Origin of the sequence: Streptomyces sp. S4.7 (assembly GCF_010384365.1) — a bacterium.
Taxonomy (GTDB): Bacteria; Actinomycetota; Actinomycetes; order Streptomycetales; family Streptomycetaceae; genus Streptomyces.
In genome coordinates this window covers 1,250,159-1,265,151 of record NZ_CP048397.1, presented here as the reverse complement: position 1 = coordinate 1,265,151, position 14,993 = coordinate 1,250,159, and the positions used below count along the sequence as shown (strand labels likewise).

The 14,993-nt window shown below is 69.9% G+C and carries 14 protein-coding genes and 1 pseudogene; 12 read left to right on the top strand and 3 right to left on the bottom strand.

The window, feature by feature from the left end:
- The first annotated feature begins 117 nt into the window (after positions 1 to 117).
- From SSPS47_RS05550 to SSPS47_RS05495, 12 genes are all read left to right on the top strand, one after another.
- Positions 118 to 1,389, top strand: coding sequence for an MFS transporter (locus SSPS47_RS05550; RefSeq protein WP_164249174.1), 1,272 nt, complete (start codon positions 118 to 120; stop codon positions 1,387 to 1,389).
- 9 nt (positions 1,390 to 1,398) lie between these two features.
- Entirely contained in the window at positions 1,399 to 2,760 is a 1,362-nt protein-coding gene (gene pafA, locus SSPS47_RS05545; RefSeq protein ID WP_078078166.1) for a Pup--protein ligase, read from the top strand.
- Positions 2,761 to 2,884: 124 nt separating this feature from the next.
- Positions 2,885 to 3,820, top strand: a complete 936-nt coding sequence (locus SSPS47_RS05540; RefSeq protein ID WP_147877364.1) for an FKBP-type peptidyl-prolyl cis-trans isomerase — start codon at positions 2,885 to 2,887, stop codon at positions 3,818 to 3,820.
- Positions 3,821 to 3,863: 43 nt separating this feature from the next.
- Positions 3,864 to 4,238, top strand: coding sequence for an FKBP-type peptidyl-prolyl cis-trans isomerase (locus SSPS47_RS05535; protein WP_147877363.1), 375 nt, complete (start codon positions 3,864 to 3,866; stop codon positions 4,236 to 4,238).
- Positions 4,239 to 4,372: 134 nt separating this feature from the next.
- On the top strand, positions 4,373 to 5,329 hold the full coding sequence (locus SSPS47_RS05530) for a WYL domain-containing protein (RefSeq protein ID WP_164249172.1): 957 nt from the start codon (positions 4,373 to 4,375) through the stop codon (positions 5,327 to 5,329).
- 18 nt (positions 5,330 to 5,347) lie between these two features.
- Positions 5,348 to 6,313: a WYL domain-containing protein gene (locus tag SSPS47_RS05525; protein ID WP_164249170.1), complete on the top strand. Its 966-nt coding sequence runs from the start codon at positions 5,348 to 5,350 to the stop codon at positions 6,311 to 6,313.
- A 29-nt stretch (positions 6,314 to 6,342) separates the two neighbouring features.
- A complete protein-coding gene (locus tag SSPS47_RS05520) occupies positions 6,343 to 6,594 on the top strand; it encodes a hypothetical protein (RefSeq protein WP_187280298.1) in 252 nt (83 codons plus the stop codon).
- 54 nt (positions 6,595 to 6,648) lie between these two features.
- Positions 6,649 to 6,846, top strand: a complete 198-nt coding sequence (locus SSPS47_RS05515; RefSeq protein WP_147877359.1) for a hypothetical protein — start codon at positions 6,649 to 6,651, stop codon at positions 6,844 to 6,846.
- A gap of 209 nt (positions 6,847 to 7,055) precedes the next feature.
- The gene (gene tatA, locus SSPS47_RS05510) at positions 7,056 to 7,349 is read left to right on the top strand and encodes a Sec-independent protein translocase subunit TatA (RefSeq protein ID WP_078078173.1); all 294 of its coding nucleotides are present in this window, start codon (positions 7,056 to 7,058) and stop codon (positions 7,347 to 7,349) included.
- A 112-nt stretch (positions 7,350 to 7,461) separates the two neighbouring features.
- The gene (gene tatC, locus SSPS47_RS05505) at positions 7,462 to 8,355 is read left to right on the top strand and encodes a twin-arginine translocase subunit TatC (RefSeq protein ID WP_164249169.1); all 894 of its coding nucleotides are present in this window, start codon (positions 7,462 to 7,464) and stop codon (positions 8,353 to 8,355) included.
- 43 nt (positions 8,356 to 8,398) lie between these two features.
- Complete coding sequence (locus tag SSPS47_RS05500) at positions 8,399 to 9,295, top strand: diacylglycerol kinase (protein WP_164249167.1); 897 nt, start codon at positions 8,399 to 8,401, stop codon at positions 9,293 to 9,295.
- A gap of 69 nt (positions 9,296 to 9,364) precedes the next feature.
- Positions 9,365 to 12,193 (top strand): DEAD/DEAH box helicase, encoded by a 2,829-nt coding sequence (locus tag SSPS47_RS05495; RefSeq protein ID WP_164254397.1) that lies wholly within the window; start codon positions 9,365 to 9,367, stop codon positions 12,191 to 12,193.
- Between the two features lie 12 nt (positions 12,194 to 12,205).
- Here SSPS47_RS05495 and SSPS47_RS05490 read toward each other — a convergent pair.
- The 3 genes and pseudogenes from SSPS47_RS05490 to SSPS47_RS05480 all read right to left on the bottom strand — a co-directional run.
- Positions 12,206 to 12,448: pseudogene (locus SSPS47_RS05490) on the bottom strand (ADP-ribosylglycohydrolase family protein); the annotation flags it as partial.
- A 43-nt stretch (positions 12,449 to 12,491) separates the two neighbouring features.
- Positions 12,492 to 13,142 (bottom strand): fasciclin domain-containing protein, encoded by a 651-nt coding sequence (locus SSPS47_RS05485; protein WP_164249165.1) that lies wholly within the window; start codon positions 13,140 to 13,142, stop codon positions 12,492 to 12,494.
- 61 nt (positions 13,143 to 13,203) lie between these two features.
- Entirely contained in the window at positions 13,204 to 14,787 is a 1,584-nt protein-coding gene (locus SSPS47_RS05480) for a molybdopterin-dependent oxidoreductase (protein ID WP_239064784.1), read from the bottom strand.
- Positions 14,788 to 14,993 lie beyond the last annotated feature (206 nt).

The window sequence follows — 14,993 nt, the reverse complement described above, 5'->3', positions numbered from 1 at the left end:
GACCGTGCGCCCCGTCAAGTCTGTGGACCCGCGGGCTGCCGACATGGTACGTATGACACCGGAAGTTATACGTAAAACTTGGCTGTGCCGGGTGAACCGGGGGAGAGAAGGGGAGTCATGGCCGCAGGCTATGTGGACATTCTCAGGGCGCCGCACGCCGCACGGCTGCTCGCCGGCACGCTCGTCGGGCGCCTGCCCAGCGCCACCGGTCATATCGCCATCGTCCTGTTCACCCGTGACGCGGGAGGCAGCTACACACTCGCGGGCGCCCTGGCCGCCGCCTACGGGCTGTCCACCGCGATCGGCCAGCCCCTGCTCGGCCGCGCCGTCGACATGGTCGGCCAGCCGCGCGTCCAGCTCCCCGCCGCGCTCGTCTCCGCCCTCGGCATGGTGTTCCTCGCCGTGACCGGAATCGAGCCGCTGGTCCTGGCGTACGCGGCGGTGGTCGTCGCCGGCTTCTTCACCCCGCCCCTCGAAGGCGGACTGCGGGCCCTGTGGCCCAGCGTCCTCGGCCGGGAGGACCGGGTGCACCGGGCGTACGCCATGGACGCCGTGGCGCAGGAGGTGATGTTCACGGCGGGCCCGCTGTTCGTCACCCTCCTCGTGGCCCTCTGGTCCCCGGCCGCCGCCCTTCTGGTCATCAACGGCATCGGCGTCCTCGGCGCGCTCACCGTCGTGCTCTCCAAGCCCTCGCGTGCCTGGCGGTCCGCGCCCCGGGAGGCGCACTGGCTCGGCGCACTGCGCTCACCGGGACTCCTCGCGCTCCTCGCGGCCTTCCTCTTCATCGGTCTGGCGCTCGGCTCCATCACCGTCGCGGGCGTGGCGTACGCCGACGACCAGGGCCGCGAGTCCGTGTACGGCTGGCTGATGGCCGCCCTCGGCCTCGGCGCGCTGCTCGGCGGTCTCGTGTACGGGGCCAGGCAGTGGACCGGCACCCCCGAACGCCGGCTGCTGTGGATCACCGCGCTGCTCGCCGCCGGCTATCTGCCCCTGACGCTCACTCCGGGCGTGGTGGCCATGACGGCGCTCGCCGCACTCTCCGGTGTCTTCCTGGCGCCCGCGCTGGCCTGCGCGTTCATCGTCGTCGACCGGCACGCCCCGCGCGGGACGGTCACGGAGGCGTTCTCCTGGCTCGTGACCACCTTCGGTGTCGGTGCCGCGTTCGGTACGGGGGTGGCCGGCCCGGCCGTCGAGTTCGAGGGGACACCGGCCGGCTTCGCCGTCGCGGGGGCGGGCGGTGTGGCCGCGCTGCTGGTCCTGCTGGCGACCCGCGGGGTCCTCGCGGCACCCGTGGAGGGCGCGGGAAGTGAGACGACCGGCGAAGCCGGATACGAAAATGATCGCAACGGTGCGGCCCAACACGGTTTCAGCTCAGGCCATCAGGCGTAATGTTCAGACATGGACCGCCGCATTTTCGGGCTGGAGAACGAGTACGGCGTCACGTGCACCTTCAGGGGACAGCGCCGGCTGTCACCTGACGAAGTGGCGCGCTACCTCTTCCGCCGTGTTGTGTCATGGGGCCGCAGCAGCAACGTCTTCCTGCGGAACGGCGCCCGCCTGTACCTCGACGTGGGATCGCATCCGGAATACGCGACACCCGAATGCGACAACGTGACCGAACTGGTCACGCACGACAAGGCGGGCGAGCGCATTCTGGAAGGCCTGCTCGTCGACGCCGAACGCCGCCTGCACGAGGAGGGAATCGCGGGCGACGTCTATCTGTTCAAGAACAACACCGATTCGGCTGGAAACTCCTACGGCTGCCACGAGAATTACCTCGTCGCCCGCCACGGGGAATTCTCCCGGCTCGCGGACATCCTCATCCCGTTCCTCGTCACCCGGCAGCTCCTCTGCGGCGCGGGCAAGGTGCTGCAGACTCCGCGCGGAGCGGTCTACTGCGTCAGTCAGCGCGCCGAGCACATCTGGGAGGGTGTCAGCTCCGCCACCACCCGTTCCCGTCCCATCATCAACACCCGTGACGAACCGCACGCCGACGCGGAGCGCTACCGACGGCTGCATGTCATCGTCGGCGACTCGAACATGTCCGAGACGACGATGCTCCTCAAGGTCGGTGCCACGGATCTCGTGCTGCGCATGATCGAGGCGGGCACGGTCATGCGTGACCTCACCCTGGAGAACCCGATCCGGGCGATCCGCGAGGTCAGCCACGACATCACGGGTCAGCGCAAGGTGCGCCTGGCCAGCGGGCGCGAGGCGTCCGCGATCGAGGTCCAGCGGGAGTACTACGAGAAGGCGGTGGACTTCGTCGACCGCCGGGGCATCCGTACCGGCACCGTCGAGCAGGTGCTGGAGCTCTGGGGCCGTACGCTCGACGCGATCGAGGCCGAGGACCTGGACCGGATCGGTACCGAGATCGACTGGGTCATGAAGTACAAGCTCATCGAGCGCTACCGGGCCAAGCACAACATGACCATGTCCCACCCGCGGGTCGCCCAGATAGACCTCGCCTACCACGACATCCACCGCCGCCGGGGGCTCTACTACCTGCTGGAGAAGCGCGGCCAGGCGGCCCGGATCTGCAACGACATGAAGATCTTCGAGGGCAAGTCGGTGCCCCCGCAGACCACCCGGGCGCGGCTGCGCGGAGACTTCATCCGGCGGGCCCAGGAACAGCGGCGGGACTTCACCGTCGACTGGGTCCATCTCAAGCTCAACGATCAGGCGCAGCGCACCGTGCTGTGCAAGGACCCGTTCCGCTCGGTGGACGACCGGGTGGAGAAACTGATCGCCGGTATGTGACCGCCGGCGGTTGACACCTGAGGACCGGAACACGACTCGGGCCCCGTACGTTTCTCGTGCGGGGCCCTTGCCACGCCCTAGAGTGTCGAGGAACTTAACCTTCCGTCTGAGATCTGAGGAATTCGTGCGCCGACTTGCCGGCCTCATCGTCATCCCCCTACTGCTGCTGTCCACGGCGGCATGCGGTGACGACGGAGGCTCCGACTCAACCTCGTCCAAGAACGGGCTTCCCGAGATCACCGCGGGCGCCAAGTTCGGTGAGAAGCCGACCCTGGGGAAAGGGGAGGGCAAGCCGCCGAAGGAGCTTCAGACCGATGTCATCAGCGAGGGCGACGGCGCGAAGCTCAAGAAGGGTGACGCGATCCAGGTCAACTACCTGGGGCAGTCGTGGGACTCGGCCAAGCCGTTCGACAACAGCTTCGACCGCAAGGCCCCCTTCGATCTGACGCTGGGCGCCGGCATGGTTATCCAGGGCTGGGACAAGGGTCTGGAGGGCCAGAAGGTCGGCAGCCGTGTCGCGCTCGGCATCCCGCCGGAGCTGGGTTACGGGGCGCAGGGCCAGGGCGACATCAAGCCCAACGCCACGCTGGTCTTCGTCGTCGACATCCTGAAGGCGACGCAGGTTCCGACCACCGCCAAGGGCAGCGAGGTCGCGCAGGACAACATCGATCTGCCGAAGGTCGGGGTCAACGCGGACGGCAAGGCGCCCAAGGTCACGGTGCCGAAGACGGACCCGCCGAAGAAGCTCGTCTCCAACTACGTGCTGGAGAGCAAGGGCGAGGTCGTCAAGGAGACGGACTCGGTGGTGCTGAACTACGAGGCGCTGCTGTGGAAGGACGCCAAGACGTTCGACAGCACGTACAAGAACGGCAAGACCGTGACGTTCCCGCTGCCGCAGCTCACCCTCAAGGGGCTGAAGGACGGCGTCGTCGGCAAGAAGGTCGGCAGCCGTGTGCTGGTCGTCATCCCGCCGGCCCAGGCGTTCGGTGACAAGGAGCAGCAGGGCATCCCCAAGAACTCCACTCTGGTGTTCGCCGTGGACATCCTGGCGAAGGTGTAAGACTGTCCCGGTTGCCCCGTTCATCATTTAGAGGAGCAGTTCAGTGAGCATCGAGAAGCCCGAGATCGACTTCCCGGGTGGCGAGCCGCCGGTCGACCTGGAGATCAAGGACATCTGGGAGGGCGAGGGTGCCGTCGCCAAGTCGGGCGACACCGTCTCCGTCCACTACGTGGGTGTGGCCTTCTCCACCGGTGAGGAGTTCGACGCCTCCTGGAACCGCGGTACGCCGCTCCAGTTCCAGCTCGGTCAGGGACAGGTCATCTCCGGCTGGGACAAGGGCGTCGAGGGCATGAGGGTCGGCGGCCGTCGTCAGCTGACGATTCCCTCGCACCTCGCCTACGGCGAGCGTGGCGCGGGTGGCGGGGCGATCGCCCCCGGCGAGACGCTGATCTTCGTCTGCGATCTGGTCGCTGTCTGACCTACGTCCGGTCACTCACGGACACACCGAGGGCCCATGCTGTCCGGCGTGGGCCCTCGGCTTTTACCGCGGGACCCCCGGGCGGTACGGTCGACGCGCGGATGCGGCACTATCAAATGAGGTGTAGGGCGTCGATGGCCATTGCCAAGGCCGAGCGGTTGATGAATCTCGCGCTGTGCCTGCTCGGTACGCGGCGCCCGCTCAGCAAGCGCGAGTTGCGCGAGTCCATCGAGGCGTATCTGGAAGCCGGCTCCGACGACAGCTTCAACAGGATGTTCGAGCGGGACAAGGACGATCTGCGCGAACTCGGCCTGGTCATCGAGACGGTGGAGAATCTGGACGGCGAGACCGGATATCTGGCCCGCCGGGACAGCAACCGTCTCCCGGCCATCACGCTGGACGCCGAGGAGGCCGCGGCGCTCGGACTCGCCGCGAAGGTCTGGCAGCAGGCGCGTCTGGCGGGCGCCGCCAGCGGCGCGCTGCAGAAGCTGCGGGCCGCGGGAATGCCCGAGGCGGAGGATTCGTACGAGGCGCACCACAGCGCCCTGGAGCCGCGCATCCCCGTCCACGAGGCGGCGTTCGAGCCGCTGATGCTCGCCTGCCGGGACCGCCGGCCGGTCGTCTTCGACTACCGCAAGGCCAACGCCGCCAAGCCCGAGCAGCGCCAGGTGGAGCCGTGGACGCTGGAGTGCTGGCGCGGGCACTGGTATCTGGCCGGCTGGGACCGGGAGCGCCGGGCGGAGCGGGTCTTCCGGCTCTCGCGGATCACCGGCCGGGTCCGTTCCAGGCCCGGTGGCTTCACCGCTCCCGTACCCGATGTGGTCACGGTGCGTGAGACGGTCGAGAGCTGGGCGGGTGAGACGGCGACGCGTTCGGCGCTGATCCGGCTTCGCTCCGACTGCGGTTACCCGCTGCGTGCCCGGGCGGTGTCGTCGCGGGAACTGGGCGACGGCTGGGACGAGTTGGAGATCCCGTACGGTCATGGCCTGGACGCCTGGCTGGTGGAGTTCGGCCCCGACGTGGTCGTGCTGGAGCCCGCGGATCTGCGGGCCGATGTCGTGGACCGGCTGCGCGCCGTGGCCAAGGTCTGAGGGGAACTCGTACACACCATGGCAGCCAACGCCATCGACCAGACCCGCCGGATGCTCTCGCTGGTGACGTATCTGCGGGAGCGTCCCGGCGCGCACGTCCAGGATGTCGCCCGTGCCTTCGGGATCACCGAGGACGAGCTGATCTCCGACCTCGACGTGCTGCCCATGTGCGGGACGAGCTTCCGCGGCGGGGACCTGCTCGACATCGACACCGACGGCGACCGCATCTGGTGGCACAACCCGGACGACGTGGCCGAGCCGCTGCGGCTGGCCGCGGACGAGGCCACCGCGCTGCTGGTGGCCGCCCGCGCCGTCGCGACGCTGCCGGGGCTCCGGGAGAGCGACCGGCAGGCGCTGCTGCGCGCGACCGCGAAGCTGGAGGCCGCCGCCGGGGAGGTGGCGGGTGCCAGCTCCCGGCTCTCGGTGACCTTCGAGTCCGAGGGCGGTGTCTTCGCCGATGTGGACCGGGCGATCTCGGAGCGGCGCAGGCTGTGGCTGCGTTACTACTCGCCGGCGCGGGACGAGCTGACCGAGCGCGAGGTCGATCCGATCAGGCTGTTCGCGGTGGGCCACACGTACATGGAGGCGTGGTGCCGGCTCTCCGAGGCGCGGCGTACGTTCCGGCTGGACCGGGTCGCCGAGATCAAGCTGCTGGACGCGCCGGCCGCGCCGCCTGAGCTGGAGCTGCGTGATCTGTCGGAGGGGCTGGTCCAGCCGTCGGCCGACGATCCCGAGGTGGTGGTCGAGGTCGGGCCCGGCGGGCGCTGGGTCGCCGAGTACTACCCGCACGACAGCGCGGAGGAGCTTTTCGACGGGGGGCTGCGGATCACGTTGCGCACCCCGGCGCCGGCCTCGCTGCGGCGCCTCGCGCTGCGGCTGGGCCGGGACGGCCGTATCGCGTCCCCGCCGGAGCTGGCGGAGAGCGCGCGCCGGGCGGCGGGCGAGGCGCTGGCGGCGTACGACAGCGACGACACGAACCGGTGAAACCAGGGAAATTGGGGGATTTGTCCGTGATGACTGGTTTCTCCGCTCCGGCGGCCATGGTGCCCGTCCTCTTCCAGGCCTCCTGCCCCCAGTGCCGGGCCCGGTTCGAGCTCTCGGCCGGAGCGCTGCGGCTGGCGATCGGCGCCAGCAGCCGTACGACCTTCTACTCGTTCACCTGCCCCGAGTGCGAGACGGCGGTACGCAAACCCGCGGGCGAGCGCATCGTGGAGCTGCTCACCGGGGGCGGCGTACGGACGCTGCGCCTGCATTCGACCCCCTAGCAAGCGCTGATCCAGCCTGATCCACCGGACAGGCGCAGCGGAAAGGCTCCTGGCATGTTCTGGCCCATGCTCGCCATCGCTCTCGGGTTCTGCGGGATCGCCGTGCTCGGCGTCCTCGCGATCCGGGTCTTCGTCGAGGCCCAGCGCCTCGGTCACCAGGTCGCCTCCACCACACGGCGGATCAACCGGGCGGCAGAGGAGCTGGAGGTGGCCGCCACCCATCTCGCGCGGACCGGGGACGCCGTCCGATAAATGAATGCACCCTCCCTCCATCGTCAGTTCGGGCGGTAGGCTGACGAAGCGGTCCCGGACTGGAGGCGGGGGCCGCGTCGTAGGGAGTACGCACAGGCATTGCCCTGCGTTTACCCCTGCGGGTTACGATCGCTGCCAGCACGATGCTCGGCCAGATGTCCGGTCGTCGTCGCAGACCCCCTGTCGCCTCGGTGAAGAAGGTAATCGCTATGGGTAGGCTCGGCCCCACCGAGATCATCCTTATTCTCGTCGTCATCATCCTGCTCTTCGGCGCCAAGAAGCTTCCCGACATGGCCCGTTCACTCGGCAAGTCGGCGCGCATCCTCAAGAGCGAGGCGAAGGCGATGAAGTCCGACGAGAACAAGAGCGGCACGGCTCCGACGGACCCGCCGACCGCCTCCGCCGACCCGGACCAGCCCGCGCCCCGGACCATCCAGGCCGCGCCCGGCGATGTCACCAGCTCGCGCCCCGTCGCGGAGCCCACCGACTCGACCAAGCGCTGATCCGACCCCTGGGCCGATGCACGCACCGGGCACGGTGACGGCCTGCCGCACGAGATGAGGACGTGGGTTGCCCAAGTCTGCCCGCACAGAAGAGAAGGATCCCGAGGGGCGCATGCCGCTCGTGGAGCATCTCCGTGAACTGCGCAACCGGCTGTCGAAAGGGCTGCTCGCGATCGTCGTGGTGACGATCGTGGCCGTGTTCTACAGCGAGCAGATCATGTCGTTCCTCTCCGAGTCGGTCCCCAAGTGTGAGAACGGGCTCCAGGAGAGCGACGGCGGCAACTGCGCGGTCGTCTCCTTCAACACCCTCACCTCGCCGTTCACCACGACGATCCGGGTCAGCCTCACCGCCGGCATCATCGTGGCCAGCCCGATCTGGCTCTACCAGCTGTGGGCGTTCATCGCCCCGGGCCTGCACAAGAACGAGAAGAAGTACACGTACGCGTTCGTCGCGAGCGCGGTGCCGCTCTTCACGGCCGGTGCCTACCTGGCCTACATCATCCTGCCGATCAGCGTGAAGGTGCTCATCAGCCTCACGCCGGAAGGCTCGTCCAACATCCTCTCGCTCGACGAGGTCCTCGACTTCACCACCCGGATGGTGCTGGTCTTCGGTCTCGCCTTCGAGCTGCCGCTGGTCCTGGTCATGCTCAACATGACCGGCATCGTCACCGGCCGCCGGATGGTCGGATGGTGGCGCGGCGTCGTCATGGGCGTCTTCGTCTTCGGCGCGGTGATCACCCCCACGACCGACCCCGTGGGCATGCTCGCGCTCGCGGGCCCCATCGTCATCCTCTACTTCGGCGCGGTCGGCTTCTCGCTCCTCAACGACCGGCGCAGGCGCCGCAAGGACCCGGACGCGGAGCTGGACGACGACGAGGCGTCGGACCTGGACCACACCCCGGAGAGCGTCGGGAGTGTCGAACCGGTCGCCGCGGTGCCCGCCCTTCCCGAGCAGGCGGACAGCAGCCGCACGAGCCGTGTGAACGGCTACGACGACATCACCTGATCCGGATCGGACCGAGCCCGACGGTGACCTGTGGGACCCGACCGTGACCAGTGAGATCAGCCTGTTCGTCAATCCCACCGCAGGCCGCGGCAGGGGCGCCCGAGCCGCGCAGCCCGCCGCCCGCGCGCTCAGGGACGCGGGGTACTCCGTCCGTACGGTGCTGGGATCCGACGCCGAGGACGCGCTGCGGCGGGCCCGCGAGGCCGTCGCAGCGGGTACCGGCGCGCTGATCGCCGTCGGCGGGGACGGGCTGGTCTCCCTCGCCCTCCAGGCCGTGGCCGGTACGGACACCCCGCTCGGCGTCGTCGCCGTCGGTACGGGGAACGACTTCGGCCGTGCCCTCGGTCTGCCGATCCGGGACCCCGCGGCGGCCGGGCGGATAGCGGCCGACGCGCTCAGAGGCGACCGCGTCCGGGACGTCGACCTCGGCCGGGTCGCGGGGCGCTGGTACGGGACCGTCCTCGCCTCCGGATTCGACTCACGCGTCAACGACCGCGGCAACCGCATGCGTTGGCCGAGCGGCCGTGCCAAGTACGACCTGGCGATGGTCGCCGAACTCGCCGCCTTCAGGCCCGCCCCGTACCGCATGACCCTGGACGACGGCACCGAGCGGGAGATCGAGGCGACCCTGGTCGCCGTCGGCAACGGCCCCTCCTACGGAGGCGGCATGCGGATCTGCGCCGGCGCCGCCATGGACGACGGGCTCTTCGACGTGACCGTCGTCGGGGACTGCAGCCGCGCCACGCTGCTGAAGGTCTTTCCGCGCGTGTACCGGGGCACGCATCTGAGCCACCCCAAGGTCACCGTCCACCGCACCTCGAAGATCACCCTGGCCGCCCCCGGACTCACCGGCTACGCCGACGGGGAGCCGCTCGGGCCCCTCCCGCTGACCGCCGAGTGTGTCGCCGGGGCCGTACGGGTACTGACCGCCGGCCCCTGACGGGCGCCCGCCAGCTCACCCATAAAGATCGCCTGACTGTCAGAGGGGACGGGTAGGCTCGTGAGCAAGATGACAGAGGACCTCACACCGGCCGAGCGTTACGCCGCAGCTCGGATCCGGGCAGCCGAGCAGGCCACCGCACTCGCGCCGTTCCGCGAGATGTACGAATTCGGCCTCGATCCGTTCCAGATCGAGGCATGTCAGGCGCTGGAGTCGGGCAAGGGCGTCCTGGTCGCGGCGCCCACCGGCTCGGGCAAGACGATCGTCGGTGAGTTCGCCGTGCACCTGGCCCTCGCCGAGGGCCGTAAATGCTTCTACACCACGCCCATCAAGGCACTGTCCAACCAGAAGTACGCGGACCTGGCGAAACGCTACGGCGCCGACAAGGTCGGCCTGCTCACCGGCGACAACAGCGTCAATTCAGACGCCCCGGTGGTCGTGATGACCACCGAAGTCCTGCGCAACATGCTCTACGCGGGCTCGCAGTCGCTGACCGGGCTCGGCTATGTCGTGATGGACGAGGTGCACTACCTCTCCGACCGCTTCCGGGGCGCCGTCTGGGAAGAGGTGATCATCCACCTCCCCGAGTCCGTGACCCTGGTGTCCCTCTCGGCGACCGTCTCCAACGCCGAGGAGTTCGGTGACTGGCTGGACACCGTCCGTGGCAGCACCGAGGTGATCGTCTCCGAGCACCGCCCCGTGCCGCTGTGGCAGCACGTCTTCGCCGGCCGCCGGATGTACGACCTCTTCGAGGAGAGCACCGACCACGGTGGCCGCGGCGGGGCGCGCCGCGAGGTCAACCCGGACCTCGTCCGCCTGGCCCGGATGGAGAACCAGAAAACGTACAACCCGCGGGACCGCCGCCGCGGCAAGATGGTCCGCGAGGCCGACCGGGAGCGCGAGCGCAGACAGCGCAGCCGGATCTGGACCCCGGGCAGGCCCGAGGTCATCGAGCGGCTCGACGCCGAGGACCTGCTGCCCGCCATCACCTTCATCTTCAGCCGGGCCGGCTGTGAGGCCGCCGTGCAGCAGTGCATGTACGCGGGGCTGCGGCTCAACGACGACAACAGGCGGGCCAGGGTCCGCGAGATCGTGGAGCAGCGCACCGCGTCGATCCCCACCGAGGACCTGCACGTCCTCGGGTACTACGAGTGGCTTGAGGGCCTGGAGCGCGGCATCGCGGCCCACCACGCCGGGATGCTGCCCACCTTCAAGGAGGTCGTCGAGGAGCTGTTCGTACGGGGCCTGGTCAAGGCCGTGTTCGCCACGGAGACCCTGGCGCTCGGCATCAACATGCCCGCCAGGTCGGTCGTCCTGGAGAAGCTCGTCAAGTGGAACGGCGAGCAGCACGCGGACATCACACCCGGCGAGTACACCCAGCTGACCGGCCGGGCCGGGCGGCGCGGCATCGACGTCGAGGGACACGCGGTGGTCCTGTGGCAGCGCGGGATGGATCCGGGCGCGCTCGCCGGCCTCGCGGGCACCCGCACGTATCCGCTGCGCTCCAGCTTCCGGCCGTCGTACAACATGGCGGTCAACCTGGTGCAGCAGTTCGGCCGGCACCGCTCGCGCGAGCTGCTGGAGACCTCGTTCGCGCAGTTCCAGGCGGACAAGTCGGTCGTCGGGATCTCCCGGCAGGTCCAGAGGAACGAAGAGGGGATGGAGGGCTACCGGGCGGGCATGACCTGCCACTTGGGGGACTTCGAGGAGTACGCGCGGCTGCGCCGCGACCTCAAGGACCGCGAGACGGAGCTGGCCAAGCAGGGGGCCGTGCAGCGGCGGGCCGCCGCCGCTTCCTCCCTGGAGAAGCTCAAGCCCGGCGACGTCATCCACGTGCCGACCGGAAAGTTCGCCGGTCTCGCCCTGGTGCTCGACCCCGGACTGCCGGCCGGGCGGGCAAACGGACACCGGGGCGTGGAGTACCACGACGGCCCCAGGCCCCTGGTCCTGACCGCCGAGCGGCAGGTCAAGCGGCTCGCGTCGATGGACTTCCCCGTGCCGGTCGAGGCGCTGGACCGGATGCGGATCCCCAAGAGCTTCAACCAGCGGTCGCCGCAGTCGCGCCGCGATCTGGCGTCCGCGCTGCGCTCGAAGGCCGGCCATGTCGTCCCGGAGCGGCACCGCAAGGGGCGCGCTCCGGCGGCCGACGACCGTGAGATCGCCAGGCTGCGCACCGCTCTGCGCGCACACCCCTGCCACGGCTGCGACGAGCGCGAGGACCACGCGCGCTGGGCCGAGCGTTACCACCGGCTGCAACGGGACACCCGTCAGCTGGAGCGGCGGATCGAGGGCCGTACGAACACCATCGCCCGCACCTTCGACCGGATCGTCGCCCTCCTCACGGAGATGGACTATCTGCGCGGCGACGAGGTCACGGGCAACGGGAAGCGGCTCGCGCGGCTCTACGGCGAGCTGGACCTGCTCGCCAGCGAGTGCCTGCGCGAAGGCGTGTGGGAAGGGCTCTCCCCGGCGGAACTGGCCGCGTGCGTCTCGGCGCTGGTCTTCGAGGCGCGCCAGGCGGACGACGCGGTGGCGCCGCGGCTGCCCAGTGGGGCGGCGAAGGCCGCGCTCGGCGAGATGGTCCGCATCTGGGGCCGGCTCGACGCGCTGGAGGAGGACTTCAAGATCAATCAGGCGGAGGGGGTCGGGCAGCGTGAGCCCGATCTCGGCTTCGCCTGGGCGGTGCACATGTGGGCGTCGGGCAAGGGCCTCGACGAGGTGCTGCGGGACGCCGAGATGCCGGCGGGCGACTTCGTCCGCTGGTGCAAGCAGGTGATCGACGTCCTCGGGCAGATCGCCGCGGCGGCGCCCCGCGAGAACAGCACGGTCGCGAAGAACGCGCGCAAGGCGGTCGACGGGGTGCTCCGCGGGGTGGTGGCGTACAGCTCGGTGGGGTGACGGCGGGCGGGCGAGCAGGGACTCGCCGATCAGCACCGCCATCTGTGTGTCGTCCGTGGCCTCGCCCGGCTCCCAGCCGCCGCCTCCGCACAACTCGCCCACGCCGTCCGGGAAGCGGGCGGTGAACGCACCGGCCGGGCCGAACTCGAAAGGTGCTCCGAGCGCGTCACCGACGGCCGAGCCAACGACCGCTCCGAGCACCCGGTCGCGTCGAGCCGCGCCGTACGAGGGGAACGGCTGATCCACGGGGGTCATCCGGCCAGCACAGGGAGGCCGGACAACGCCCGTGAACAGGGGACTACTTCGGCATCAGCACCGTGTCGATGATGTGCACCGTCGCGTTGGCCGTCGGGACGTCACCGCAGACGACACCGGCCGAGTCGTTGACCTTGTACGAGTCGCCGGAGCCCGCGGTGGTCAGCGTGCTCTTCTGGAGGGTGTCGTACGTGCCGCTCTCCAGCTGCTTCTTGGCCAGCTTCTCGCCCACCACGTGGTAGGTGAGGATCTTGGTGAGCATGGCCTTGTCCGCGAGCACGGCGTCCAGGTCGGCCTTCGGGATCTTGGCGAAGGCGTCATTGGTGGGCGCGAACACCGTGATGTTCTCGGCGCTGTTGAGGGTGTCGACCAGACCGGCCTTCTTCACCGCGGTGACCAGGGTGGAGAGTTCGGGGTTGTTGGAGGCGGCGGTCGCGACCGGGGCCTGGCCCATGCCCTCGAAGCTGCCGGGACCGGTCTTCGGCACCGACGCACACGCCGGACCGAACGGCCCGCCCGCGGTGTCGCCCGCGGCGTCGTCGGCCGTCTCCTCAGGTGCCGCCGTGTCCTCGGCCGCGGACGAGGACTCCGCCGTGCTGTCCTTGTCGTCGCCGGAGCAGGAGGTGAGCGCCAGCGGAAGGGCGACGGCGGCGACGACGGTGACGGCGGCACGCTGGAAACGGGTGATCTTCATGTCAATCTCCTTGAAAGGTGGTGCTGTTGATACAGGGGGTGTGCGGCACTCGATGGGGCCCTCAGTCGACTGTGACCACCACCGAGTGCCGGCCGGTCGCGCCGTCGGGTACGGTCCCCACGCGCTTGTCGGTCTGGGTGTCGCCGTCGCGGTCCGTCGCACGGACCTCGAGGGTGTGGCTGCCGGAGGTGGCGGGCCACTCCCACCTCCACTGCCGCCAGGTGTCCGTGCTGTTCGCGGCGGCCAGTTCGGCGGGGTTCCACTCGCCGCCGTCCACGCGCACCTCGACCCGCTCGATGCCGCGGTGCTGTGCCCACGCCACCCCGGCGACGGGCACCGTGCCCGCCTTCGGGGAGGCGAAGGGGCGCGGGGTGTCGATCCGCGACTGGGTCTTGACGGGCGCCTGGCGGGACCAGGTGCGCTTGACCCAGTACGCGTCGTACTCCGCGAAGGTGGTCAGTTCGAGGTCTTCCAGCCACTTGCACGCCGATACGTATCCGTACAGGCCGGGGACGACCATGCGGACCGGGAAGCCGTGATCGAACGGCAGAGGTTCGCCGTTCATGCCGACCGCGAGTATCGCGTCGCGGCCGTCCATGACCGCTTCGACGGGCGTGCCGATGGTCATGCCGTCCACGGAGCGGGACACCAACTGGTCGGCGGGGCCGCCCTTGGAGGGCGGTTCCACGCCGGCCTCGGCCAGCAGGTCGGCCAGGGGGACGCCGATCCAGCGGGCGTTGCCGACGTACGGGCCGCCGACCTCGTTGGAGACACAGGTCAAAGTGATGTCGCGCTCGATCAGGTCCCGCCGGAGAAGGTCCTGGAAGCCGACCGTGAGCGGCCGGGTGACGCCCTTGCCGTGGATGCGCAGACGCCAGCTGTCGGCGTCCACACGGGGCACGACCAGGGCGGTGTCCACCCGGTAGAAGTCCTTGTTGGACGTGGTGAAGGAACTCAGACCGCGGATCCCCAGGTCGGCCCCCGGTGGTACCGGCCGGGCCGGTGAGGACGGGGCCGGGAGAACGACGGTCCTGCGAGAGGCCGCGGCCTCCGCCGCGCCCGAGGCGTTGAGCCGTCGGCCGACGACGCCCGCTCCGGCCGATGCCACCGCGGCGGCCGTCGCGGCGATGACGAATCCACGCCGGTCGAAGCCGCCGGCGGAGCTCTCCGCGGCCGGGGCGCCGGGCCCGTCCGCCCCCCGATCCCCATGGGGGGACGGACGGGAGGTCAGCCTGCCGGCCAGCGGATACAGCACCCCACAGGCCGTCAGACCGCCCACGACCGAGGGCAGGGCGTCGGAGAGGCGGCCGTCCGGCCGCTCCACCGCCGCCAGTGCCCCGATCGCGCCGAAGACCAGGACCGCCGCCGAGCCGGCCTTCCGGTACCGCAGCGAGGCCACTCCGACCGCCATGGCGAAGAGCGCCAGGAGGGCCAGGATGCCCAGTTGCAGTACCAGCTTGTCGTCGTTGCCGAAGTTGCGGACGGCGAAGTCCTTCACCGGTGCCGGTGTGCGATCGATGACCGCGCCGCCCACCGCGGTGACGGGACCCGCCTCGGGCCGTACGGCCGCCGATACCAGCTCGGCGACGCAGAGCGCCACGAGCCCGGCGATCAATCCGCTGAGCGCGGCCAAGGCACCGCGCACCGCTCGTACGCCACGCGCCCCATGGCCGGCCCCGCTCCTCGGATCTTTCTGATCTTCGCTCACACCGGCCATTCGGTGCGGGATGCAAGGCGGATTGGTCCCGCACCCGAAGAATTTAAAAGTAGGACCGGCCGGAAGAAGGATCGCTCCGACACCAATCCATCGGCCGCCGTGGCTCGAATCCTCCCTGAGGGGCTGTGCCCGAA